Genomic DNA, 21,459 nt, shown 5'->3' on the forward strand with positions numbered 1-21,459 from the left:
ATGAACGAGTTCGGCCAGCGCAATCCCGACAACGGGATAGAAAAACAGCTCCTGAAGACGACGGGCGGCGTTTTCTACAACCTGACCGAGGGTCAGCTCTATCAGGAAGCCATCGAGCGTGGCGAAGCACGCATTTCGGCGCATGGGGCCCTTGTTGCCGAAACCGGGCAGCACACCGGCCGCTCGCCGAAGGACAAGTTCATCATCCGGGATGCGGATACGGAAGATGCGGTCTGGTGGGATAACAACAAGCCGATCACCCGCGAGCAATTCGATACACTTCTCGCCGACTTCCAAGCGCATGCCGCAGGCCGCGACTTGTTCGTGCAGGATCTGATCGGTGGTGCAGACAGTGAAAATGCTCTTCCCACCCGTGTGGTAACGGAATATGCGTGGCATTCGCTGTTTATCCGTAACCTGCTGATCCGACCCGAACGCGCAGCACTGGCAGATTTCGTGCCGAGCATGACCGTCATTGATCTGCCCTCCTTCAAGGCTGTTCCTGCGCGTCATGGCTGCCGCACGGAAACAGTCATCGCGATGGATCTGACCCGCATGATCGTTCTCATTGGCGGTACGTCCTATGCAGGCGAGATGAAGAAGTCGGTCTTCACAGCGCTCAACTACCTGTTGCCCAAGCGTGGCGTGATGCCGATGCACTGCTCGGCGAATATGGGCGATGAAGGTGATGTGGCGGTCTTCTTCGGCCTCTCGGGCACAGGCAAGACCACGTTGTCGGCGGATGCCAGCCGTACGCTGATCGGCGACGACGAGCATGGCTGGGGCGAAGACGGCATCTTCAATTTCGAGGGCGGCTGCTACGCCAAGACGATCCGACTGTCCGAGGAGGCAGAACCGGAAATCTTCGCCACGACGCGCCGCTTCGGCACGGTTCTCGAAAACGTCATACTGGACGAGAACGGGATGCCGGACTTCAACGACGACCGCCGGACCGAGAACACGCGCTGTGCTTACCCGTTGAACTTCATTCCGAACGCCAGCGAGACGGGCAGGGCAGGGCAGCCCAAAAACATTGTCATGCTGACGGCCGATGCGTTCGGCGTGATGCCGCCCATCGCAAGGCTTACGCCCGCACAGGCAATGTACCACTTCCTTTCCGGTTACACGGCGAAGGTTGCCGGCACCGAAAAGGGGGTGACTGAACCCGAGGCGACCTTCTCCACCTGCTTCGGCGCACCATTCATGCCGCGGCACCCGTCCGAATACGGAAATCTGCTGCGCGACCTGATCGCACGGCACAATGTGGATTGCTGGCTGGTCAATACCGGGTGGACCGGCGGTGCATATGGTACGGGCAACCGCATGCCGATCCGAGTGACGAGGACGCTGCTGGGCGCCGCGCTCGACGGCTCTCTCAATGACGCCAAATTCCGTCTCGATCAAAATTTCGGCTTCGAGGTACCGGTCTCCGTCCCGGGCGTGGAATCAAATATTCTGGATCCGCGTTCCACCTGGGCAGATCCGGCTGCATATGATGCGCAGGCCCAGCGCCTCGTCAGCATGTTTGTCGAGAATTTCGAGCGCTTTGAAGCGCATGTGGACGCAGAGGTTCTTCAGGCGTCACCAGGGCTGCGCGAGGCAGCCTGAACTTTGACCATAATTGATGAGAAGCCCGGCAAACTCCGTGCCGGGCTTTTCTTTTCCTGACAGCCCACCCATGTTGCGACCATGGCAGAACGGCTTGAAATTCGTCCCAACATCACGATCAAACCCGAAGAACTCGAAGAGAGCTTTATTCGTGCATCGGGTCCGGGAGGACAGAACGTCAACAAGGTGGCGACGGCGGTCCAGTTGCGCTACCGCCTTTGCGACGCATACCACCTTCCTGAGCGCGTCCGCGAACGTGCGCTGAAACTTGCCGGCAGCAAGGCCACGAAGGAAGGCGAGATCATCATCGAGGCCGGTCGCTATCGCACCCGCGAGCAGAATCGTGCAGATGCGCGGGGCCGCCTCGTTGATCTGATGAAGCGCGCGTCCGAGCCACCCCCGAAACTACGCAAGAAGACAAGACCCACCAAGGGATCGGTCGAGCGCCGGTTGAAAGCGAAAACGGGTCGCGGGAACGTGAAGAAGCTGCGCGGCAAGGTACGGCTGGATTAGCCGGACGGCAGTGCAACGCGGCGAGAGGCTGCGCGCTAAACGCGGTTGAGAAGTTTCAGCGCGCGCAATAGAGTTCGTTTTGCGGTTGAAACAATTCTTGGCTACACGTCAGATGCATCCCCCGCGATTCATATCAGGAGATATTCAATGGGCATTTTCGATTTCGTCAAATCCGTCGGCAAGAAGATCGGTGTGGTCGATGACGAGGCTCCAGAGCCGGAAGCGCTGAAGAAGGAACTCGACTCCCACAAACTCGGCACGGACAAGGTTGAAGTGGAAGTACAGGGCGACAAGGTTGTTCTGAAGGGCGAGGTCGCTGACCAGTCTGCCTTCGAGAAAGCCGTTGTTGCAGTCGGCAACACGCTCGGCGTGTCCAAGGTGGAAGCGGGTGAGCTGAAGGTTTCCGAAGCTGCCTCGGCGACCAAGGAGCCGGTGTTCTACACGGTTCAGAAGGGCGACAATCTCTGGAAGATCGCCGAAGCGCAGTACGGCAAGGGCCATGGTGCGAAATACACGAAGATCTTCGAGGCCAACCAGCCGATGCTGGATCATCCCGACAAGATCTATCCCGGTCAGGTCCTGCGCATTCCCGAGCTCGACGCCTGAAGGTGAAGCACTAGGTTCTACGGGTGCGGGCGAAATCGCCTGCACCCGATGCCACCGGGCACCGTGGCTTCAGACATGAGGTGACCCATGCTCGTCCTGCCCAAGGGCGTGAGGCATATCCCCCGTTTTCTCGACATTGATGAACAGCGTGCACTCGTGGCTGAAATCCGCGATGTCGTGCGGGCTGCACCACTTTATGTGCCCGTGATGCCGCGCTCGGGGAAGCCGATGAGTGTTCGCATGACAAACTGCGGCACGCTCGGCTGGGTTACGGACAAGGAGCAGGGCTACCGTTATCAGGACGTTCATCCGGTGACGGGTGAGCCGTGGCCAGCGATGCCAGGACGGCTCTCACGTCTGTGGGAGGAAGTGGCGGGCTATCCCCATCCGCCGGAAGCCTGCCTTGTTAATTTCTATGAACCGGAAGCGAAGATGGGTCTGCATCAAGATCGCGATGAGGCAGATTTCGATGCGCCTGTCGTCTCGATCTCGCTGGGCGATTCCTGTCTGTTCAGGATCGGGGAACGCACCCGGGGAGGGCGCACCGTGTCGCTTCGGCTCGATAGCGGTGACGTCGTCATTCTCGGTGGGGAGGGGCGACTCTGCTATCATGGGGTAGACCGGATCTACCCCGACACTTCGCCACTGCTGAAGAAACCCGGGCGCATCAATCTGACATTGCGGCGTGTCACGCTTCCTGCCGATAGCAGCGCCTGAGGAAAGAGTTCAGAGTTTGCGCAGGGCGACTTCCTCGATCAGGTGATCGGCACCCTTGCGCAGGATCAGGTCCGCGCGCGGCCTGGTGGGCAGTATGTTCTCGCGCAGATTCTTCAGGTTGATGTTCTTCCAAAGCTGTTCGGCAATCGCCAGCGCGCTTTCCGACGACAGCTCGGCATAGCGGTGGAAGAAGGAGCGGGGATCGCGGAACGCGGTTTCGCGAAGACGCATGAAGCGGTCAACGTACCAGTTATGCACGAGTTCTTCGGGCGCATCGATGTAGATGGAGAAATCAAAGAAGTCCGAGACCACCGGGATAGCCTTGCCGTCGGCAGGCAACTCGCGGGTCTGCAGAACGTTGATGCCCTCGAAAATGAGAATGTCGGGCCTGTCGATGGTGACGAATTCGCCTTCCAGCACGTCGTATGTGAGATGCGAGTAGAGCGGTGCGCGCACATTGGACATGCCCGCCTTGATCTCCGACAGGAATTTCAGGACCGCGCCCTGGTCATAGCTTTCGGGAAAGCCCTTGCGGTCCATCAGATTGTTTTCGCGAAGGACAGCGTTCGGGTAGAGGAACCCGTCGGTCGTGACGAGGTCCACCTTGGGGCTGGAGGGCCAGCGTGCCAGAAGCTCCTTCAGCACGCGTGCGGTGGTTGACTTGCCGACGGCCACCGAACCCGCAATGCCGATGATGAAAGGCGATTTCTGCGCATCGTCCGTGGAGAAGAACTGCTTGCGCTGCTGAAACAGTAGCTGGCTTGCCTCGACATGCGCGGAAAGCAACCTGGAGAGCGAGAGATAGATGCGCCGCACCTCTTCCAGGTCAACCGGATCGTTCAGCGAGCGAAGGCGGCGAACTTCATCTTCAGTCAGGGTGAGAGGAGTATCCGCCCGAAACTTCGCCCAGCGTTCGGCGGAAAAGAAACGGTAGGGCGAATAGCGTTCGCCGGGTGCAAGCTGGTCCATAAGCGTCTCTTTTGCCGCGCTGGCGGCTTCAGTCCCCTTGCCGCGCGGCCTTTTCTTCAATACCGGAACGACCGGTGCGCCGTGCGAGTTCATCCAGAACTTCCTCGAGGCTGACCCCTGAAAGCGCGAGCACTACCATCCAATGATACAGGAGATCGGCGCTTTCCGAAATCACGCCGTCCCTGTCACCACCCACAGCCGCGATGACTGTTTCAACTGCTTCCTCGCCCAGCTTCTGCGCCGCCTTGGGCGTGCCAGCCCTGAAAAGCTTCGCGGTCCAGGAACCGACATCTTGCGAATTGCCTCTCTCGGCAATTATGCGCTCAAGTTCCTTCAGGTCGAAATCTGCCATGGTCACCTGGTCTCTTTCGTGGGGTCGAGGCGCATCGGGATGCCGGCATCGGCCATGTAACGCTTGGCCTCACCAATCGTATAGGTGCCGAAATGGAAGATCGAGGCTGCAAGTACCGCCGACGCCCCGCCATCGCGCACACCTTCAACAAGGTGGTCCAGCGTACCGACGCCGCCCGAGGCAATGACCGGGGCGCGGACAGCGCTGGAAATGGCCCGGGTCAGTTCAAGATCATAGCCCGCCTTGCTGCCGTCGCGGTCCATGGAAGTGAGAAGCAGTTCGCCTGCTCCAAGATCAACAACGCGCTGCGCGAACTCGATGGCGTCGATGCCGGTCGCATTGCGTCCGCCATGGGTGAAAATCTCCCAGCGCGGCTCCTCACCCTCGGCTGAAACGCGCTTGGCGTCGATGGCCACGACAATGCACTGATTGCCGAATTTGTCAGCGCCGCGCGCGACGAAATCCGGGTCCTTGACGGCAGCCGTGTTGATGGAAACCTTATCGGCACCAGCCAGGAGCAACTTGCGAATATCGCCGACCTCGCGCACGCCACCGCCGACGGTCACGGGCATGAAGCATTGATCGGCAGTGCGTGCCACGACATCGAATATCGTTTCACGATTGTCGCTGCTTGCGGTGATGTCGAGAAAGCAGAGTTCGTCGGCGCCTGCAGCGTCATAGGCACGCGCTGCCTCGACAGGATCGCCGGCATCGACCAGATCAACGAAGTTCACGCCCTTGACGACACGACCGTCCTTGACGTCCAGACAGGGGATGACACGCGCCTTGAGAGACATGTCGGTTTCCAAGCCTTTCTCCTGCAGGTTCTGCGGCATGAACCCGTCAGCCTTTCGCATTCTTCAGTATCGCCAGTGCTTCGGCGGGATCGATGCGCCCGTCATAAAGCGCGCGGCCCGAGATTGCACCTTCCAGACCTGCTGCATCGGCTTGTGTCATTCGGCGGATGTCGTCGAGAGAGGCAAGCCCACCTGACGCGATGACAGGAATGGAGACGGCAGCGGCAAGTTCGATCGTGGAGTCCCAGTTGATGCCGGTGAGGATCCCGTCGCGATCAATGTCGGTGTAGATGATAGCGGATACGCCCGCACCTTCGAAGCGCCGTGCAAGCTCGATTGCGGACAGGTCGGAAGTTTCCGCCCAGCCCTCGACAGCGACCTTGCCGCCGCGCGCGTCTATGCCGACCGCGATCTTGCCGGGGAATTTTCGGCAGGCTTCGCGGACAAGTTCCGGGTCCCGCACTGCGACCGTGCCGAGAATGACGCGGGCAAGGCCCTTCTCAAGCCAGTTCTCGATATGGGCAAGCGTCCTGATGCCGCCGCCAAGCTGGACAGGGTTTCTGGTCGCGGAGAGGATCGCCTCGACAGCGGATGAATTCACGCTCTCGCCGGCAAAGGCGCCGTTGAGATCAACAACATGCAGCCATTCGAAACCCTGCCGCTCGAAAGCAAGGGCCTGGTCGGCGGGATCAGCGTTATAGACTGTGGCCTGGCTCATCTCGCCGAGCTTTAGGCGCACGCACTGGCCGTCTTTCAGATCGATGGCGGGAAATAGGATCATGGCTTCCACTTCAGGAAATTTGCGATAAGCGCAAGACCAAGTGTCTGGCTCTTTTCGGGGTGGAACTGGGTGCCGACGAGGTTGTCCCGGGCTACCGCTGCGGTAACGGGCCCGCCATAGTTGGTGGTCGCCAGAATCTGCTCAGGCTGCTTTGCGGCGAGGTGATAGGAGTGCACGAAATAGGCGTGCAGTCCGTCCGGGCCTGTGGGAATGTCATTAAACAGTGGATGGGAATGTTTCACGTGAATCGTGTTCCATCCGATTTGCGGAATCTTAAGATTTGGATCCGCGGGCTGCATCTCCTGAACATCGCCTGCGATCCAGCCGAAGCCTTCGGTGACTTCCTTTTCAAGGCCGCGTTCGGACATCAACTGCATGCCGACGCAGATACCGAGAAAAGGCCGGGCCTTGGCAATGACCGCTTCATTGAGCGCTTCTTCCATGCCGGAGACCGAGGCCAGGCCGCGGCGGCAATCGGCATAGGCGCCGACACCTGGTAGAACCACGCGGTCTGCTGAAGCGACGGCGGACGGATCGGCGGTCAGGTCGATCGTGGCATCAAGGCCGGATTCACGGGCAGCACGTTCAAAAGCCTTGGTCGCCGAACGCAGATTTCCCGAACCATAGTCGATTATGGCAACGCGCATCTCGCATCAGCCCTTTCTTGGATAGTCTAACAGTCCGAATGCCGCAGATCCCGCCTCGGGAGCGCGGTAGCCTGCCACGGTACCGGCCGGCCGGAACACCGCCGGCGGAGCATGCTCACTTTCACTCTTCTGCGCGACATATCGCAGCTCTGCCTCGGAAGCATTGGCTGCATCGACCACACTTACGAGCCTCCATCCGCGGCGGCGCAGATTCAGCACCCGCAGATTTCGTGCCTCAAGCCCTATGAGGAGAGAGACGAGGAGCGAGAACAGCGTGCCCAATATGGGCAAGCCAGTGAAGGTTCCAAGCGCCGTGGCCGCCAGCGCCACAACCAATGCCGCCAGCGCTTCGAGCCACATGCGATGCCAAAGAAACCAGAATATGGTCAGCAGGAAGGCCGCGAGGGAGAAGCCATCGCGCAGCACGATTGCCTCTTCTCCCCGCTGGGAGGCCGGAGCATCGGGCTCCAGAACGAGATAGCTGGCCATTCCTGCTCCTAGCTGTTGAGCGTGCCCTTGGTGGACGGCACGGCATCGGGCTGACGTGGATCAGGTTCCATCGCAGCGCGAAGCACCCGCGCCACTGCCTTGAAGCAGGTTTCCGCAATATGGTGACTGTTGGCGCCATAGAGATTGGTGATGTGAAGCGTAATGCCGGCATGCTGTGCCAGCGCCTGGAAGAATTCACGCACCAGTTGGGTGTCGAATGTACCGATCTTTTCCGTCGGAAAATCTGCGTCAAAGACCAGAAAGGGGCGACCTGAGACGTCGACGGCGGCGCGCGTGAGGCACTCGTCCATCGCCAGATCCAGCGAGGCATAGCGCATGATGCCCCGACGATCGCCCAGGGCTTGCGCCAGAGCGCGACCAAGCGCGATGCCGCAATCTTCGACTGTGTGGTGATCATCGATATGCAGATCACCGTCTGCCTTGACGGTCATGTCAATCAGGCTGTGGCGGGAGAGCTGGTCGAGCATGTGATCGAAGAAACCGACGCCGGTGGCGATTTCCGCCTTGCCGGTGCCATCAAGCGCTACCTTGACTTCGATGGAAGTCTCGTTGGTCTTGCGGCTGACTGATGCCTCGCGTGCCGGATTGCTGGCCATGGCTATTCCCCTTGCCTGAGAAGGCCAGCCTTCTAGCAGCATGTTATCCCATTGACCAGATGAACGATTACAGGACCTTGATGCGGATGTACTTTGCAATCCGGACCGTCAAACATACATAAGCCCCTCAGCGGTAGCCGACCGCGGTGCAAAGGAGCAGAACCCGATGAGCGAAAACAATTCCATGCACGCAACGACAATCGTCACCGTGCGCAAGGGCGGGAAGGTCGTCATTGCGGGCGATGGCCAGGTAAGCCTTGGCCAGACGGTGATGAAAGGCAATGCGCGCAAGGTGCGCCGTATCGGCAAGGGCAATGTGATCGCGGGATTTGCCGGAGCGACCGCAGATGCCTTCACACTGCTCGAGCGGCTCGAGGCAAAGCTTGAACAATATCCCGATCAGCTCATGCGCGCCTGCGTGGAACTTGCAAAGGACTGGCGCACAGACCGTTATCTGCGTCGGCTTGAAGCCATGATGCTGGTTGCCAACAAGGACATCACGCTCGCACTGACCGGCAATGGCGATGTTCTGGAACCGGAACAGGGCGTGATGGCCATCGGTTCTGGCGGGAATTTCGCGCTGGCGGCGGCAAAGGCGCTGATCGATACGGACAAGGACGCGGAAGAGATCGCCCGCAAGTCCATGGAGATCGCCGCTTCCATCTGCATCTATACCAATGACAATCTGGTGGTGGAAACGCTGGATGTCGAAGGCTGACGCCATAGGCCTGAAGCCTGTTGGGCCGGAGCACTACGCACTTCTGCGGGAATGGCTTGCGCGTACCCATGTGCGGGAATGGTGGGGTGAAGCGGACGAGGAACTCGGCTTCATCAAGGACATGGTCGAAGGACGTGACACGACGCGGCCCTTCATCCTTGAATTTGAGGGCAGGGAAATCGGCTACATGCAATACTGGTTCGTGGCCGACAACCGTACCCCGGCACTGGTGGCTGAACATCCATGGCTGCTCAAGGTGCCTCATGATGCGGTCGGCGTTGATATTACCATTGGTGAAGAGCAGCTTGTCTCGAAGGGCATAGGCACTGCCGCAGTAAAGAAGATGGTCGCCCGTCTGCGTGCGCATGGCCATCGAGCGATCATCATCGATCCGGACCGCGGCAATGCACGCGCCATCAGAGCCTATGAGAAAGCCGGGTTCAGACCCATCCCACATCTGGAAGGACGCAGCGGAGATGTCCTTCTCATGCAGCATCACGAAGAAAACGAGATCCATTCATGACCAATTTCTCTCCTCGCGAGATCGTTTCTGAACTCGACCGCTTCATCATCGGCCAGAATGACGCCAAGCGCGCCGTTGCCATCGCACTTCGCAATCGCTGGCGGCGTCAGCAGCTGCCCGACCAGCTGCGCGACGAGGTGATGCCGAAGAACATACTGATGATCGGGCCGACAGGCGTGGGCAAGACGGAGATCTCACGGCGTCTGGCCAAGCTTGCAGGTGCGCCCTTCATCAAGGTCGAAGCGACGAAGTTCACGGAAGTGGGCTATGTCGGTCGCGATGTCGAGCAGATCATCCGCGATCTCGTGGAAGTGGCAATCGGCCTGACGCGCGAGAAGATGCGAGAAAGCGTGAAGGCGAGGGCGCATGTGAATGCCGAGGAACGCGTGCTTGAAGCTCTCGTGGGCAAGACCGCAAGCCCGGCAACGAAGGACAGCTTCCGCAAGAAGCTGCGCGACGGGCTGCTGGATGACAAGGAAATAGAAATCGAAGTTTCCGATACCGGTGGCGGCATGGGCGGCTTCGACATACCGGGCATGCCAGGGGCCAATATCGGCGTGCTCAACATCAATGACATGCTGCAGAAGGCCATGGGCGGCGGGCGCACACGCACGCGCAAGACCACGGTGAAGGAATCCTACAAGTTCCTGATCGACGACGAATCCGACAAGCTGCTTGACGAGGAGGAAGTCGTGGCCAGGGCGCTGGAAAGCGCTCAGAACGACGGCATTGTTTTCCTCGACGAAATCGACAAGATCGCGGCGCGCGAAGGCGGAATGGGTGCAGGCGTTTCGCGCGAAGGCGTTCAGCGTGACCTGTTGCCCCTGGTCGAGGGCACGACCGTTGCCACCAAGTATGGGCCGGTCAAGACCGATCACATTCTCTTCATTGCCTCGGGCGCGTTTCACGTTTCAAAGCCATCCGACCTTCTGCCGGAGCTTCAGGGTCGACTTCCGATCAGGGTGGAACTCCGAGCACTGGAGAAGGAGGATTTCCGTCGCATCCTCACGGAAACCGAAGCCAGCCTGATCAAGCAATATGTGGCGCTCATGGAGACCGAGGGCGTCAGCCTCAACTTCACCGAAGACGCGATCGACCGGCTGGCCGAGATTGCAGTCGACCTCAATGCGAGCGTGGAGAATATCGGCGCCAGACGGCTGCAGACGGTCATGGAGCGTGTGCTGGACGACATTTCCTACAATGCGCCCGACCGTTCCGGCAGCGAGGTGGAAATCGACGGGCCCTATGTGGACGAGAATGTAGGGGACATGGCCAAGAACACCGATCTGTCCCGTTTCATTCTGTAAGCGCATAGCGTCGCAGCGGGGGAATCTTCTCGACTCCGATTCCCCCTTCCCTTAAAAGCGGGGCTCCCCAAGGTCACAGAGCGGATAAACAGGTTGCGACACAGCATTGTCCTGAGCGCCCTAATTGCCATAGGTCTCGTCTTTCAGGCGAGCGCTGCCACACATGTGCCGCCCGGAAACCGGAATGAGGCACAGCCTCCCATACCGCGCGGCTCGGCCGTTCGCACCAACGCGAACAAGACGACCTATGATCGCAAGTTCGAGAAGGTTCGTACGCTGCTCGAGACTGACCGCAGACTGCAGCAAAAGATCAAGTCGACGGCGAAAGCCTATGGAGTTGACCCGATACACATCGTCGGCGCCATCGTGGGCGAGCATACCTACAATGTTGACGCCTATGACCACCTGCAGACCTATTACGTGAAAGCCGTCTCTTATCTGAAGAGCAGTTTCACCTTCTCCCACAATGGGGAACTGGTCCATGACTTCATCAGCCGACCGGAATTTTCCGCGTGTGAGGATCTGAATGGCAGCTATGCTGTCTGGTCCTGCCGCGAGCAGGTGTGGAACCAGAAATTCCGTGGCAAGAGTGTCGGCGGCACGGGCTATCCCGATGAACGCTTCAGTGCCGTCTTCTTTCAGCCGTTCTATGCCGGGCAGACTTTCGGCATCGGCCAGCTCAATCCGCTGACGGCGCTGCAGCTGACGGATACGGTGAACAAGGTTTCAGGCTATCCGAAGCTCAGCCACACGGATCCGCAAGGCGTTTACAAGGCTATCATGGATCCGGACGTGTCGCTTGCCTATGTGGCCGCAACCCTGAAGCATGCTATCCAGGCCTACAGGCGTATCGCGGGATTCGACATCAGCAGCAATCCCGGTGTCACCGCGACGCTCTACAATCTTGGCGATCCCGAGATGCGAGCCCGAAAACTGGCGAGTGAAAACGCTGAGCGCAAGCGCCGTGGCGAGCCGCAGAAGCTGCCCGAAGAGAATTATTACGGCTGGCTCGTAAACGATCGCATGGACGAGCTTCAACAGCTGGTAGCCAGGTTCTGACCCTTTTCAGATCCGGGTCTTCAGCATCCTGTTGAGGGCGGAATAGAGATCATCAAGTTCCTCGCGCGACAACCGGCCTATATTATGCGCCAGCAAATTCGCCAGTGCCGTTGCCTTCTGCGGCATTCCCGCCGTATCCACTGTCACGCGCGGATGTGAAAGCGCAGCCAGTTGCTGCAGTTCGTCGGCCTCATCCCAGATGATGTTGAAGTAGCCGATTATCTTCTGAACCATCGGCCAGGTCGGTGGACTGCGTCTGCCATGCTCGAGCGCGGACAGATATGCGGCGCTCACGCCAATATCCTCGGCCATTTTCTTCTGGCTGATGCCACGCTCGCGGCGCAATTCGCGCAAGCGCTCTCCGAAGGGTGTCATTTCCGCGGCCCCCGCCTGCGAAGCCTCACATAAAGCGCGCCGGCGCCTCCGTGAGTTCGCGCAGCCTCCTCATAACCGCCGACAATCTCACGAAACGGGCTGGTGGCGAACCAGCGCGGTACCGAACGACGTAAGATGCCTTCGCCGCGAGAGGATGTTCCCTTGCCCGTGATGACGAGAACATATCGGCGATCTGCCTCGTAAGCCCGACGCAGAAAGGAGATGAGCAGCATATGCGCTTCTTCCTGGGTCATGCCGTGCAGGTCCACGCGGCCAGCGATTTCCAGCCGGCCACGCGCGAGCTTTGCATGGGTGGGACGGTCGATGTGGCGCGGGTCCTGCAGGGCGGGAGCAGGCGCGCGCCGGGTCTTTTGTGGCGGTTCTGTTCTATGGGGCTCGGCGGGCTTGTTGGTTGGTTGAACTTCCTCCATGGCCTCGGGCCACTGCGGATAGTCCTTCCCCTTGATCGGCGTTGCCGTGCGCGCGACCCGTCCCCACAGTACCCGGTCCTCTTCGCTCAACCGCCCCTTCTTTCGTGTCACCGGTACTGCTCCCCGATCAGTGAAGCGGGCAGCAATGCGATGAATTCCGCTTCATGCTTGATCGAACCCGCAATCGCACCTGCCGCGTTGCCGCTGCCGATGAAGAGGTCCGCGCGCGCGGGGCCGATAATGGCTGACCCCGTGTCCTGTGCGATCATCAGTTTCTGAAACGGGCTTCCAGTCACATGCGTCAGCTGTGGCGCATTGATGAAGAAAGGAGTGGGATATGTGTGCAGGAAGCGATCCACCGCGATGGAGCGACCGGGTGTCAATTGCACCTTGGCTGCGCCTATCGGCCCAAGTTGCGCATCGGGGCCTGGCATCTCCTGAAAGAAGATGAAGCTGCGATTGCGCCACATGATTTCCTGCTGACGATCCGGATTGGCTGCGAGCCAGTCGCGAATGCTCTGCATCGTCACGCCATCCGCGGGCAGCTCTCCAAGCTCTGCCAATGCGCGCCCTATGCCGGTAAAGGGGTGTCCGGATTTGGCTGCGTAACCCACGCGCATCACCTGGCCGTCGGGCAGCTTCAGGCGCGCCGACCCCTGAACATGGATGAAAAAAGCGTCGATCGGGTCCCTCAGCCAGCATATCTCGAGGCCTCGCCCTGAAAGCGCACCTTGCTCGATCGCCTGCCGATCGAAATAGGGCCCGAGCACGCCCCCCTGGCTGCGCGCGAATGCATAGCCCTGCTCGACACCTGGCGGTGGCGCGTCGGGATCGATCTTCACCAGATCGTCAGGTTTGCGGTAGAGCGGGACACTGAACTCGTCTGTCCTTTCGAGCGAGGCATCCACCTCCGGCTCGAAATAACCGGTGACGAAACCGTCGTGCCCTACGATCCGGTATGGCCGGAACCAGTCCTCGAAAAATTCCCGCGCCGCGCCGGACGAAACAACTTCACCCATCGCTCGTGCTGCGGCAAATGCTGTGAGAAAGGCTGATTGGGAAACACCCAGACTGCCCGTCTTGTAGGGCTTCTGCGCTGCCTTGATGGCGCTGAGCCGGAAGGCGGAAAACGCCTGAGCGTGTTGATCGTGCGCCCAGCCGGGGATGTCCTCAAAGCTCAGGCGTTTGAAAATCGGGGAAAGCGGCTGTGTCACCTGCGGGACTGGCGTGCCGGCGTCCACATCAATCCTCTGCTTCGGTAGCCACCAACTTCCAGTTCGGGTCGCGGGCGCGGGTATCGCGCGCGAATGTCCACACATCCTTCACTTCAGCGACCGTCTCGGGATCACCGTCGACGATCTCGCCTCCACTGTCACGCGTGGCAGAAATCAGTTCGCTGACAATGCGAAGCGTAATGTGGGCCTCGGTTCCCTTCAGCTCGGCGGCAATGATGTTCGCCTTATCGATACCCACGAAGGAAGACTCGATCTTCTGACCATTGCGCTCGCGCTCGTCTATCGCGGCCACGAATCCTTCATAGACATCCTTCGAAAGAAGCGTTTTCAATGTACGGCGATCACCATCTGCGAAAGACATGACGATCATCTCGTAGGCCATCTTCGCGCCTTCGAGGAACTTTTTGACGTCGAACTGCTGATCGGCCTTGGTGATGGCCTTCAAGCCTTCATTGACCGGGGTGCCCGGCTTCGTGAGTGCGTCGATGGCCGCAAAGCTCTCTTCGATGTCGCGCACAGGCTGCGGTGCAGTGGCAGCACCCTTGCGATTTGGCAGGGAGACGACATTGTCATTGGTATCGGAAGGCGCCGAGCGAGAACGTGAACGTGTGGAATAGGGATCGAACGGAGGCCGTTCATTGCCGGTACGTCGGCCCAGGACATTGCGCAGCTGGAAGAAGATCACGACCGCCGCGACCAGAAAGAAAATCGTGCCAAAATCAAAAAATTGCATATCGCTCAGCCAAACAAGTCGCTCTGTCCTGAGAAGCCGGCACATTCTCGGCTTCAGACGGGGAGGTCCACATCAATTCCATATAGAACGCGCCATCGAATCATTCAAATCGATTGCCACAGTTCCTATGTGGTTACGTAGCAGCCATTGAGGCAGCATTAGCGCGAGGTTCGTAAAGAAAGTGCCGTTCTCCATCATACCCTTCATGCTTCTGGCCATTCCATTGCTGGAAATCGCCGTTTTTGTGGTCGTCGGCGGCGAAATCGGCGTCCTCGCGACAATGGCCCTGATCTTCGCAACTGCCGTGGCCGGCACCATCCTCTTGCGCTCTCAAGGGCTGGGCGTGGCCCGACGCATCCGCGCCACCATGGAGCAGGGGCAGGTGCCGGGCCGTGACTTGGTTCACGGCATGATGATCATGGTGGCCGGCGTTCTTCTGCTCACACCCGGATTTGTCACGGACACGCTTGGCTTCCTGCTGTTTGTGCCACAATTCAGGGATATGGGCTGGCGCTTTCTTCGAAGCCGCATCACCATCATCACCCCGGGCGGCGAGGCGAGGTCACGGCCGCGAGACCCCGACATCATCGATTTGGAGAGCGAGGACTATACGACATCACCGCGCGAAGATACGCCATGGCGCGATGATCGCGGACTCGACAAACCGCGCTGAGGCTTCGCAAACTTGTCTTGCCGATAGGCTCGTGCTAGCCAACGCGACAGATTTCAAGTGGCTTAGAGCCGCGTAACGCGTGGATGAGGACTTTAGGCGGATGGCCAAGAACCCGCAGGAAAACGACCAGAACAAGGAAGCCGGACAGCAGGCGGCAGGAAATGGCGCGCAGCCGAGCCTCAATGTGCTGACGCAGTATGTGAAGGATCTGTCCTTCGAGAGCCCCGGCGCCCCGCAGTCCCTTCGCAATCGTGGCGAAAAGGCTCCAGCGATCAACATCAATGTCAATGTGAACGCCAATCCGCTTGGCGGCTCTGATTACGATGTTCTGCTGACGCTCAATGCGCGCGCTGAATCCGACAAGAACGTGATGTTCAATGTGGAGCTGCTTTACGGCGGTATTTTCCGCATCGAAGGTTTCCCCCAGGAGCACATGCTGCCGCTGCTCTTCATCGAGTGCCCGCGTCTGCTCTTCCCGTTCGCACGTCAGATCATCGCCGACGCGACCCGCAATGGTGGCTTCCCGCCGCTGATGATCGACCCGATCGACTTTGCCCGCATGTTCCAGCAGCGCATGGCTGAAGAACAGGCCAAGGCGAAGGTTCAGGCCTCCTGATCACGCACCAGATTGTCGAAATGCACCGAGCCGGGCATCTTGCCCGGCTTTTTTCTTATTCGGCTGCTTCCAGGGTAGGACGGATCTTGTTCCACAAGGCGTTCTCCCCCATGCCCTCTACCATTGCTGCGTGCGCTTCACGTTCCGACGCGGTCAGGCGTGAAGGAAGAGGGGCGGGACGAGGATCGATTTTTACCTGTACCTGTCGGTCCCGGGTTTGGCTCGAATCATCGCCGTTGGATATTTCCAACCCGAATGCGGCCTGTTTGCCGCCAACAAGCTCGATATAGACCTCGGCCAGAAGTTCGGCGTCCAGCAACGCGCCGTGCTTGGTGCGCCTGGAATTGTCGATGCCATAGCGCCGACAGAGCGCATCCAGCGAGTTGGGGCCCATCGGATGCTTTCGGCGTGCTATCGCAAGCGTATCCACCACCAGTGACGGGTCCACCACCGGGCGATCGAGGCGCGCAAATTCGGCATTGATGAAGCCGATATCGAAATTGGCATTGTGGGCAACGAGCTTCGCGCCGTCGATGAAAGCCAGAAACTCGTCAAGTATTTCCGCGAAAACCGGCTTGTCCGCCAGATCCGCATCGGAGATCCCGTGAATGGCCTGCGCGTCCGGATGGACGGACCGTCCCTGCGCATTGATGAAGAAGTGCAGCGTTCGCCCGGTCGGGAAGCGGTTATCCAGTTCGACACAGCCAAGCTCGATGATGCGGTCTTCCCGCGGATCGAGGCCTGTGGTTTCGGTATCGAAGATGATTTCGCGCATCAATTCACTCTCTGTCCTGCTGCGGACAATGGGGGCGTTCGACCATCCAAGGCAAGAGCGGTTGTGGCCCGCCGGCCTTAAATCTGTGAAAGCTCCTGCACGATCTCGCGCACCTGCTTGCGGGCATGGTCCAGGCCCCGGCTGGAATCGATAACGTAATCCGCGCGCCGCCGCTTCTCCTCGTCAGGCACCTGCTTGGACAGGATGGCTGCGAATTTTTCTTCCGTCATTCCATCCCGTGAAAGCACTCTTTGTCGCTGCACCTCCGCGGGGGCCGACACGACCGCAATCCGGTCCACACGGTCCGTACCACCGGTTTCAAAGAGGAGCGGAATATCCAGCACGACGAGAGCCGTGCCCGCCTCTTCATGCCGTTTCACAAAAGCATCGGCATCCGCGCGCACCCGCGGATGGATATACTCTTCCAGCTTCTTCAAGGCTTCGGCGTTGCCGATGACCCGGGCACCGAGCTTCGTGCGGTCCACCACGCCCTCGACCACCGTTCCGGGATACAGTCGGTCGATACCGGCCGCGGCCTCCCCCTCGTAGAGCTTGTGAACGGCGGCGTCGGAATCATGAACGGGAACGCCTTCCTCGGCAAACATACGCGCGGTGGTCGATTTCCCCATGCCGATCGAGCCCGTGAGCCCGAGAATGATCACTTCGCGCCCCCCAGATCATGGACGATGCGCTGGCGCAGTTCGTCGGTGACTTCCGGCTTGACCTCAAACCAGCGCTCGAAAGCTGCGACTGCCTGATGAAGAAGCATGCCAAGACCTTCCGCCGTGCGCAGGTTTCGCGCTTCTGCATCTTTCAGTAGCCGCGTTTTCAGCGGCACATAAACGATATCCGAGACGATCGCGTGATCCGGGAGGCCGTCCAGAGAGATATCAAGCAATGCCGATCCTGCCATTCCCAGAGATGTCGTGTTGACAAGGAGATCGGTGCTGGGAAGCAGCTTTTCGATTTCATCCCAACCGTGGGAACTGGTTGATCCGCCGAAACGCATCTGAAGATCGCGGGCACGCGCTTGCGTTCTGTTGACGATCCGGACCTCGTCGAAACCACGCTCCTGCAACGCATGAACAACGGCACGTGCAGCTCCGCCCGCACCCAGCACCATAGCTGTCCTGGCGCTGTCCCAGCCTGGCAGTTGCTGGTCGAGATTTGCGGCGAAGCCATAAGCATCCGTATTGGATCCGCACAAATGTCCGCCTTCGAGCCACAAGGTGTTCACGGCACCAATCCGCTCAGCCGCTCCATCCAGTTTTTCGGCATGGCGAAAGGCTGCCTCCTTGTGCGGAAGCGTTACGTTCCCACCGGCGTAGCCAAGCTCTTCCAGGGACCGGAGAAAGGAAGGGAAGTCGACCGGAGCAATGTCGACGGCCTCATAGGAGCCCTGAAGTCCGTGCTTTTCGAGCCAGTAACCATGGATGAGTGGTGACCTTGAGTGCTTGATCGGGTGCCCGCAGACAAATGCCTTGATCGGCGCTTCAGCCATCAATCAGTTTCCTTTCACGCAATGCTTCGAGTAGTGGCAGAAGCGGCATGCCGATAATCGTGAAGTGATCCCCTTCGATCTTCCTGAAGAGGTGGTTTCCGGCACCTTCCACCTGGTAGCTGCCGACGCTTTTCAATGCAGCATCACCGATTTCAGCGAGATACCGGCCGATGAAGCCCGGGTCCAGGTCGCGCAGGGTGATGTGTGCAATGGCGGTGTGACGCCATTCGACACGCCCCTGATGGGCCAAGACTATGCCGCTGTTGAGCTGGTGCGTGCGGCCGGAGAGCGCAAGCAGGTTTCGTCTTGCCTCTTCCATGTCCTTGGGCTTGTGAAACAACCTCTCCTCGAGCGAGAGCGTCTGATCCGCACCAATAACCCAGGCATTCGGATGACGCTCGGAAACGTCGAGCGCCTTGGCTTCGGCCAGGATGGCAGCAACATCTTCTGCCGTTGCGCCACTTTCCTGCAGCGGTGCTTCCACTGAACGTTCGTCGATGTCAGGTGCTTGAGTGGCGATGTCGAGACCCACGTCTTCCAACATCTTGCGGCGGAACGGACTGGTCGAGGCCAGAATGATCGTTTCTGAATTAAAAGCCATCTTCTTCTCCGCTTGAACGTGTCTCCGCACGCAACGCCATTATGGCAGCAGCGGTTTCCTCTATCGAACGGCGGGTCACATCGATCAGTGGCCAGCCATGGCGCGTGCTAAGCTGACGTGCATAGGACAGTTCGCGTCCGATGGTCGCCCGGTCCGTATATATGTCGAAACTGTCGTCAGCATGCGTGCCCAGCACCCGGTTCTGCCGGACCAGGGAGATCCGTTCGGCCGAAGCCACCAGACAAACAATGAGCGGATGCCGTGCAGTCAAAAGGGCGGGGGGCGGGGGCACGTCCAGCACAATCGGTACATTGGCTGTCTTCACTCCACGATTGGCCAGGTAGATGCTTGTCGGTGTCTTGGAGGTGCGCGAGACGCCTACAAGGACCACATCCGCTTCCTCGACATCATGGGGAAGTTGACCGTCGTCATGCTCCATCGTGAAATTCAACGCGTCGATGCGCTGGAAATAACCGGCATCAAGCACATGCTGCGCTCCGACCCGCCGTCCTGCCGGGGTGCCGAGATAGGACTGGAACACGCCAAGAACCGGTTCGAGTACCGAGACGACCGGCAGACCCATAGTCTGGCAGCGCTCATCAATCTGGCGCGCCAGTGCCTGATCGACGATGGTGTAGAGTACGATGCCCGGCTGACGATCTATTTCCTCGAAAACCCGCGCCAGCTGCTTTTCGGTCCGGATCAACGGATAGATATGTTCGATCGCCCGCGCATTCTTGTACTGCGCAGCCGCAGCGCGACCGGCTGCAAGCAGCGTTTCGCCGGTCGCATCCGAAATGAGGTGCAGATGAAAGAAGCTCTGAGGCTTTTGCACACGCCCTGTTCCCTGATTGTGGAGCACTGTTGATAACGCCGGCAGCACGAATTGGCGAGGGAGCCTGTGGGGGAAAAGGTAGCATTTCATCCACAATTGGCGTCGCCGTGCAGACAAGATTGCCCATGTGGGAATCTTTGTGGACGCCAATCGCCCGTACACAGAAAGAGAACCTTGGCGACGAGGGGAACCTTCGAACAAGTTCAGGGATTCATGGAGTGAATCCGAACGATTCAGAATCTTCTCCACATGCCGTAGTCGCGGTGCGACGCGTTGGGGACTTGTGTTTTCAAGTCAGACATCGTGGAAAGGAAATAATCCACATTTCGAACAGACTCTAAGAAACAGAAAGAGTCTTCTTCGAAGAATCTTTTTTATTATCTATTCGGAGAGACCCGAAGTGGCGGCAACGAAATTCATGGAAGTGATGGACGGCAAGACCGTCTTCCCTCCACCGATCTGGATGATGCGCCAGGCAGGACGCTATCTGCCCGAATACCGGGAACTCAGGGCCAAGGCGGGAAGCTTCCTCGACCTATGCTACAATCCGGACTTCGCAGTTGAGGTAACGCTGCAGCCGATCAGGCGGTTCCACTTTGACGCAGCGATCCTGTTTTCCGACATTCTGGTTGTGCCGCACGCGCTCGGACGGGATCTACGCTTCGAGGAAGGTCGCGGACCGGTTCTTACGCCCATAAAGGCGGATGAGGTTGACGCTCTCGGGCGGGTCGACACCTTTCACGAAAGGCTTGCGCCGGTCTACGAGACCGTGCGGCGTTTGAAAGATGAATTGCCCGATGATGTGTCACTGATCGGCTTTTGCGGCGCACCCTGGACCGTTGCCACCTACATGATCGCCGGACATGGCACGCCTGATCAGGCACCTGGCCGACTGTTTGGCTATAGCGATCCGCACTTGATGGATGCGCTTCTGGATGTACTGGCGGTGCGTTCGGCCGACTATCTTATCCGCCAGATTGAAGCTGGTGCGGATGCCGTACAGATTTTCGATTCCTGGTCCGGCGTTCTGGATGAAGCCTGTTTCGAGCGCTGGTGCGTGGCGCCAGTGGCCAAGATGGTGAAGATTGTCCGCGAGCGCTGCGGCAACATTCCGATTATCGGCTTTCCGAAGGGTGCCGGCTGTTTCGCCGATAGCTACCGGGCCAAGACGGGCATCACGGCGCAAGGCCTTGACTGGACCGTGCCAATGACCAAGGCACGAACCTTGCAGGAAGCGGGCCCCGTTCAGGGCAATCTTGATCCGATGCGATTGCGGGCAGGCGGCAAGGCTTTGGAAGAGGGTGTCGATCGGATCCTCGAAGAACTCGGGAGAGGGCCGCTGGTTTTCAATCTTGGCCACGGCATCACACCGCAGGTGCCCGTGAGCCATGTTGAGGCGCTGGTCAAACGGGTCAGACAGGCTGAGGGGTGAGCAACATGCCTATGAACAAGATTCTTTTACCGATTGTCGCACTGGTGGGTGCGGTGGGCCTGTTTCTGCTTGCCTCGGATGCCGCCTATGACTGGGTGAAGGCATTTCACATCATCGCGGTAATCGCCTGGATGGCGGGAATGCTCTACCTGCCGCGGCTTTTCGTCTATCACAGCGATGCAACTGCCGGATCAGACAAGAGCGAAACCTTCAAGATCATGGAACGGCGGCTGTACAGTGCAATCATCATGCCCGCCATGCTTGCAACATGGATTCTGGGACTGTGGCTTGCCTGGAAGGGCTTCGGCTTCTCCGGAGGCTGGCTGCATGCGAAGATCGCGCTTGTCGTGGCACTGAGCGGTGTACATGGCTTTCTCGGAGGTTCGCTGCGCAAGTTCGAACGGGATGCCAATACCCGGAGCGCGCGGTTCTGGCGCATAATGAACGAAGTGCCGACCGTCCTGCTGCTGCTGATTGTCATTCTTGTGGCCGTAAAGCCCTTCTGAGAGCGCTCACGGCTTTTCATCCAACGATTGCGCCCCGGCAGCA

The 21,459-nt window shown here is 59.1% G+C and carries 28 protein-coding genes; 12 read left to right on the forward strand and 16 right to left on the reverse strand.

Annotated features, from left to right (window positions below; genetic code table 11):
- The 4 genes from EL18_RS13370 to EL18_RS13385 all read left to right on the forward strand — a co-directional run bounded on the left by EL18_RS13370 (position 1) and on the right by EL18_RS13385 (position 3,444).
- Positions 1–1,608 carry a phosphoenolpyruvate carboxykinase gene (locus tag EL18_RS13370; RefSeq protein WP_036485289.1) on the forward strand — a complete coding sequence of 536 codons (1,608 nt, stop codon included), beginning with the start codon at positions 1–3 and terminating at the stop codon, positions 1,606–1,608.
- A gap of 81 nt (positions 1,609–1,689) precedes the next feature.
- Positions 1,690–2,121 carry an alternative ribosome rescue aminoacyl-tRNA hydrolase ArfB gene (gene arfB / locus EL18_RS13375; protein ID WP_036485291.1) on the forward strand — a complete coding sequence of 144 codons (432 nt, stop codon included), beginning with the start codon at positions 1,690–1,692 and terminating at the stop codon, positions 2,119–2,121.
- A gap of 147 nt (positions 2,122–2,268) precedes the next feature.
- On the forward strand, positions 2,269–2,727 hold the full coding sequence (lysM, locus tag EL18_RS13380; RefSeq protein WP_036485294.1) for a peptidoglycan-binding protein LysM: 459 nt from the start codon (positions 2,269–2,271) through the stop codon (positions 2,725–2,727).
- Positions 2,728–2,814: 87 nt separating this feature from the next.
- Positions 2,815–3,444, forward strand: coding sequence for an alpha-ketoglutarate-dependent dioxygenase AlkB family protein (locus EL18_RS13385; RefSeq protein WP_036485301.1), 630 nt, complete (start codon positions 2,815–2,817; stop codon positions 3,442–3,444).
- 9 nt (positions 3,445–3,453) lie between these two features.
- Here EL18_RS13385 and coaA read toward each other — a convergent pair whose 3' ends face one another.
- Genes coaA through hisB form a run of 7 tightly spaced genes read right to left on the reverse strand, consistent with a single transcriptional unit; the run spans position 3,454 to position 8,096 of the window.
- On the reverse strand, positions 3,454–4,413 hold the full coding sequence (gene coaA, locus EL18_RS13390) for a type I pantothenate kinase (protein ID WP_036485303.1): 960 nt from the start codon (positions 4,411–4,413) through the stop codon (positions 3,454–3,456).
- A gap of 28 nt (positions 4,414–4,441) precedes the next feature.
- Entirely contained in the window at positions 4,442–4,765 is a 324-nt protein-coding gene (locus tag EL18_RS13395; protein WP_036485305.1) for a phosphoribosyl-ATP diphosphatase, read from the reverse strand.
- A 2-nt stretch (positions 4,766–4,767) separates the two neighbouring features.
- Positions 4,768–5,562: an imidazole glycerol phosphate synthase subunit HisF gene (gene hisF / locus EL18_RS13400; protein ID WP_036486374.1), complete on the reverse strand. Its 795-nt coding sequence runs from the start codon at positions 5,560–5,562 to the stop codon at positions 4,768–4,770.
- A 46-nt stretch (positions 5,563–5,608) separates the two neighbouring features.
- On the reverse strand, positions 5,609–6,343 hold the full coding sequence (gene hisA, locus EL18_RS13405; protein ID WP_036485307.1) for a 1-(5-phosphoribosyl)-5-[(5-phosphoribosylamino)methylideneamino]imidazole-4-carboxamide isomerase: 735 nt from the start codon (positions 6,341–6,343) through the stop codon (positions 5,609–5,611).
- Complete coding sequence (gene hisH, locus EL18_RS13410; RefSeq protein WP_036485310.1) at positions 6,340–6,990, reverse strand: imidazole glycerol phosphate synthase subunit HisH; 651 nt, start codon at positions 6,988–6,990, stop codon at positions 6,340–6,342. The genes hisA and hisH overlap by 4 nt, the downstream gene beginning before the upstream one ends.
- A 6-nt stretch (positions 6,991–6,996) precedes the next feature.
- Positions 6,997–7,479 carry a DUF2628 domain-containing protein gene (locus tag EL18_RS13415; RefSeq protein WP_036485312.1) on the reverse strand — a complete coding sequence of 161 codons (483 nt, stop codon included), beginning with the start codon at positions 7,477–7,479 and terminating at the stop codon, positions 6,997–6,999.
- An 8-nt stretch (positions 7,480–7,487) separates the two neighbouring features.
- The gene (hisB, locus tag EL18_RS13420; protein ID WP_036485314.1) at positions 7,488–8,096 is read right to left on the reverse strand and encodes an imidazoleglycerol-phosphate dehydratase HisB; all 609 of its coding nucleotides are present in this window, start codon (positions 8,094–8,096) and stop codon (positions 7,488–7,490) included.
- Positions 8,097–8,262: 166 nt separating this feature from the next.
- Between hisB and hslV the strand changes: the two genes are divergently transcribed.
- From hslV to EL18_RS13440, 4 genes are all read left to right on the forward strand, one after another.
- Positions 8,263–8,814, forward strand: coding sequence for an ATP-dependent protease subunit HslV (hslV, locus tag EL18_RS13425; protein WP_036485326.1), 552 nt, complete (start codon positions 8,263–8,265; stop codon positions 8,812–8,814).
- Positions 8,801–9,337 carry a GNAT family N-acetyltransferase gene (locus tag EL18_RS13430; RefSeq protein ID WP_036485336.1) on the forward strand — a complete coding sequence of 179 codons (537 nt, stop codon included), beginning with the start codon at positions 8,801–8,803 and terminating at the stop codon, positions 9,335–9,337. Before hslV ends, EL18_RS13430 begins: the two co-directional genes overlap by 14 nt.
- Positions 9,334–10,644 carry an ATP-dependent protease ATPase subunit HslU gene (hslU, locus tag EL18_RS13435; protein WP_036485340.1) on the forward strand — a complete coding sequence of 437 codons (1,311 nt, stop codon included), beginning with the start codon at positions 9,334–9,336 and terminating at the stop codon, positions 10,642–10,644. The genes EL18_RS13430 and hslU overlap by 4 nt, the downstream gene beginning before the upstream one ends.
- 84 nt (positions 10,645–10,728) lie before the next feature.
- Positions 10,729–11,703, forward strand: coding sequence for a DUF1402 family protein (locus tag EL18_RS13440; protein ID WP_081871240.1), 975 nt, complete (start codon positions 10,729–10,731; stop codon positions 11,701–11,703).
- A gap of 6 nt (positions 11,704–11,709) precedes the next feature.
- Here EL18_RS13440 and EL18_RS13445 read toward each other — a convergent pair whose 3' ends face one another.
- Genes EL18_RS13445 through EL18_RS13460 form a run of 4 tightly spaced genes read right to left on the reverse strand, consistent with a single transcriptional unit; the run spans position 11,710 to position 14,477 of the window.
- Positions 11,710–12,078 carry a helix-turn-helix domain-containing protein gene (locus EL18_RS13445; RefSeq protein ID WP_036485342.1) on the reverse strand — a complete coding sequence of 123 codons (369 nt, stop codon included), beginning with the start codon at positions 12,076–12,078 and terminating at the stop codon, positions 11,710–11,712.
- On the reverse strand, positions 12,075–12,620 hold the full coding sequence (locus EL18_RS13450) for a Smr/MutS family protein (RefSeq protein ID WP_036485349.1): 546 nt from the start codon (positions 12,618–12,620) through the stop codon (positions 12,075–12,077). The genes EL18_RS13445 and EL18_RS13450 overlap by 4 nt, the downstream gene beginning before the upstream one ends.
- Entirely contained in the window at positions 12,617–13,750 is a 1,134-nt protein-coding gene (mltA, locus tag EL18_RS13455; protein WP_244444601.1) for a murein transglycosylase A, read from the reverse strand. The genes EL18_RS13450 and mltA overlap by 4 nt, the downstream gene beginning before the upstream one ends.
- A 1-nt stretch (position 13,751) precedes the next feature.
- Positions 13,752–14,477 carry a Tim44/TimA family putative adaptor protein gene (locus EL18_RS13460; protein WP_036485352.1) on the reverse strand — a complete coding sequence of 242 codons (726 nt, stop codon included), beginning with the start codon at positions 14,475–14,477 and terminating at the stop codon, positions 13,752–13,754.
- A gap of 181 nt (positions 14,478–14,658) precedes the next feature.
- On the opposite strand from EL18_RS13460, the gene EL18_RS13465 reads away from it, so the two are divergent.
- Together EL18_RS13465 and secB are read left to right on the forward strand one after the other, a co-directional pair.
- Positions 14,659–15,150, forward strand: coding sequence for an FxsA family protein (locus EL18_RS13465; protein ID WP_051914279.1), 492 nt, complete (start codon positions 14,659–14,661; stop codon positions 15,148–15,150).
- A gap of 100 nt (positions 15,151–15,250) precedes the next feature.
- Entirely contained in the window at positions 15,251–15,766 is a 516-nt protein-coding gene (gene secB, locus EL18_RS13470; RefSeq protein ID WP_036485354.1) for a protein-export chaperone SecB, read from the forward strand.
- A 55-nt stretch (positions 15,767–15,821) separates the two neighbouring features.
- Here the strand turns inward: secB and dnaQ are convergent, their stop codons facing one another.
- The 5 genes from dnaQ to EL18_RS13495 all read right to left on the reverse strand — a co-directional run bounded on the left by dnaQ (position 15,822) and on the right by EL18_RS13495 (position 19,478).
- The gene (gene dnaQ / locus EL18_RS13475) at positions 15,822–16,541 is read right to left on the reverse strand and encodes a DNA polymerase III subunit epsilon (protein ID WP_036485356.1); all 720 of its coding nucleotides are present in this window, start codon (positions 16,539–16,541) and stop codon (positions 15,822–15,824) included.
- A 77-nt stretch (positions 16,542–16,618) separates the two neighbouring features.
- The gene (coaE, locus tag EL18_RS13480; RefSeq protein WP_036485358.1) at positions 16,619–17,203 is read right to left on the reverse strand and encodes a dephospho-CoA kinase; all 585 of its coding nucleotides are present in this window, start codon (positions 17,201–17,203) and stop codon (positions 16,619–16,621) included.
- The gene (locus tag EL18_RS13485; protein WP_036485361.1) at positions 17,200–18,042 is read right to left on the reverse strand and encodes a shikimate dehydrogenase; all 843 of its coding nucleotides are present in this window, start codon (positions 18,040–18,042) and stop codon (positions 17,200–17,202) included. Before EL18_RS13485 ends, coaE begins: the two co-directional genes overlap by 4 nt.
- Positions 18,035–18,643 carry a Maf-like protein gene (locus EL18_RS13490; RefSeq protein WP_036485362.1) on the reverse strand — a complete coding sequence of 203 codons (609 nt, stop codon included), beginning with the start codon at positions 18,641–18,643 and terminating at the stop codon, positions 18,035–18,037. Before EL18_RS13490 ends, EL18_RS13485 begins: the two co-directional genes overlap by 8 nt.
- Positions 18,633–19,478, reverse strand: coding sequence for a pyruvate, water dikinase regulatory protein (locus EL18_RS13495; protein WP_036485364.1), 846 nt, complete (start codon positions 19,476–19,478; stop codon positions 18,633–18,635). The genes EL18_RS13490 and EL18_RS13495 overlap by 11 nt, the downstream gene beginning before the upstream one ends.
- Positions 19,479–19,878: 400 nt before the next feature.
- Between EL18_RS13495 and hemE the strand changes: the two genes are divergently transcribed.
- A complete protein-coding gene (gene hemE, locus EL18_RS13500; RefSeq protein ID WP_036485366.1) occupies positions 19,879–20,910 on the forward strand; it encodes a uroporphyrinogen decarboxylase in 1,032 nt (343 codons plus the stop codon).
- Positions 20,911–20,921: 11 nt separating this feature from the next.
- Positions 20,922–21,416: a protoporphyrinogen oxidase HemJ gene (hemJ, locus tag EL18_RS13505; protein ID WP_244444602.1), complete on the forward strand. Its 495-nt coding sequence runs from the start codon at positions 20,922–20,924 to the stop codon at positions 21,414–21,416.
- Positions 21,417–21,459: the final 43 nt, after the last annotated feature.

The organism is Nitratireductor basaltis (genome assembly GCF_000733725.1).
Taxonomy (GTDB): Bacteria; Pseudomonadota; Alphaproteobacteria; order Rhizobiales; family Rhizobiaceae; genus Chelativorans; species Chelativorans basaltis.